This window comes from Streptomyces sp. AC627_RSS907 (genome assembly GCF_019049165.1).
Window position 1 is genome coordinate 2202 of record NZ_JAGMUE010000372.1, and the last position, 793, is coordinate 2994.

Here is a 793-nt window from a genome sequence, read left to right on the forward strand (position 1 = left end):
GGGCTGCGCGTACCCGGTCCGGTGGATCAGTTCCTCGTCGCTCCACACGGCTGACAACGGACGGTCCAGATGCACGTCCACATACAACGCCACCTGATCGAAAGCATCCGCGAACACCGGGAACGCCTCATACAACCCCCGGCCCATCCCCACCCGCTGCGCACCCTGACCCGTGAACAGGAACGCGACCCGACCCGAACTGGCATTACCGGTCAAGCCCCCCGCCCCGGAAGCCACCGCAGACAGACCACTGTTCAACCCATCAGGGTCACCGGCGAGCACCACCGCCCGATGCGTGAGCGCAGCCCGCCGCACCGACGCGGCGCCCAACTCCATCAGCCCCGCCGTCTCCAGACCGGGACAATCCAGCAGTTGCCGCGCCTGCGCCCGCAACGCCGCATCATCCGCACCCGACAGCAACACCGGAACCACCGGAAGACCCGCCACGACCACACCAGAACCTTCGGCCGCCGGAGGCTCCTCCAGAATCACATGCGCATTGGTCCCGCTGACCCCGAACGCCGAGACACCCGCCCGACGCGGCCGATCCCCAGAGCCCTCCCACGGCCGGGCCTCGGTGAGCAGTTCCACCGCTCCCGACGCCCACTCCACGTGCGGAGACGGCTCATCCGCATGCAACGTCGCCGGCAGCACACCATGCCGCATCGCCAGCACCATCTTCGCGACACCAGCCACACCCGCAGCCGCCTGCGTATGACCGATGTTCGACTTCACCGAACCCAGCCACAACGGCCGCTCCCGGTCTTGGCCGTACGTCGCCAGCAACGCCTGC

The 793-nt window shown here is 68.3% G+C and carries 1 protein-coding gene; it reads right to left on the reverse strand.

The features are described from left to right. Positions 1–793: ketoacyl-synthetase C-terminal extension domain-containing protein (locus KUM32_RS35950; protein WP_302185225.1), on the reverse strand; the 793-nt coding region annotated here is incomplete at both ends.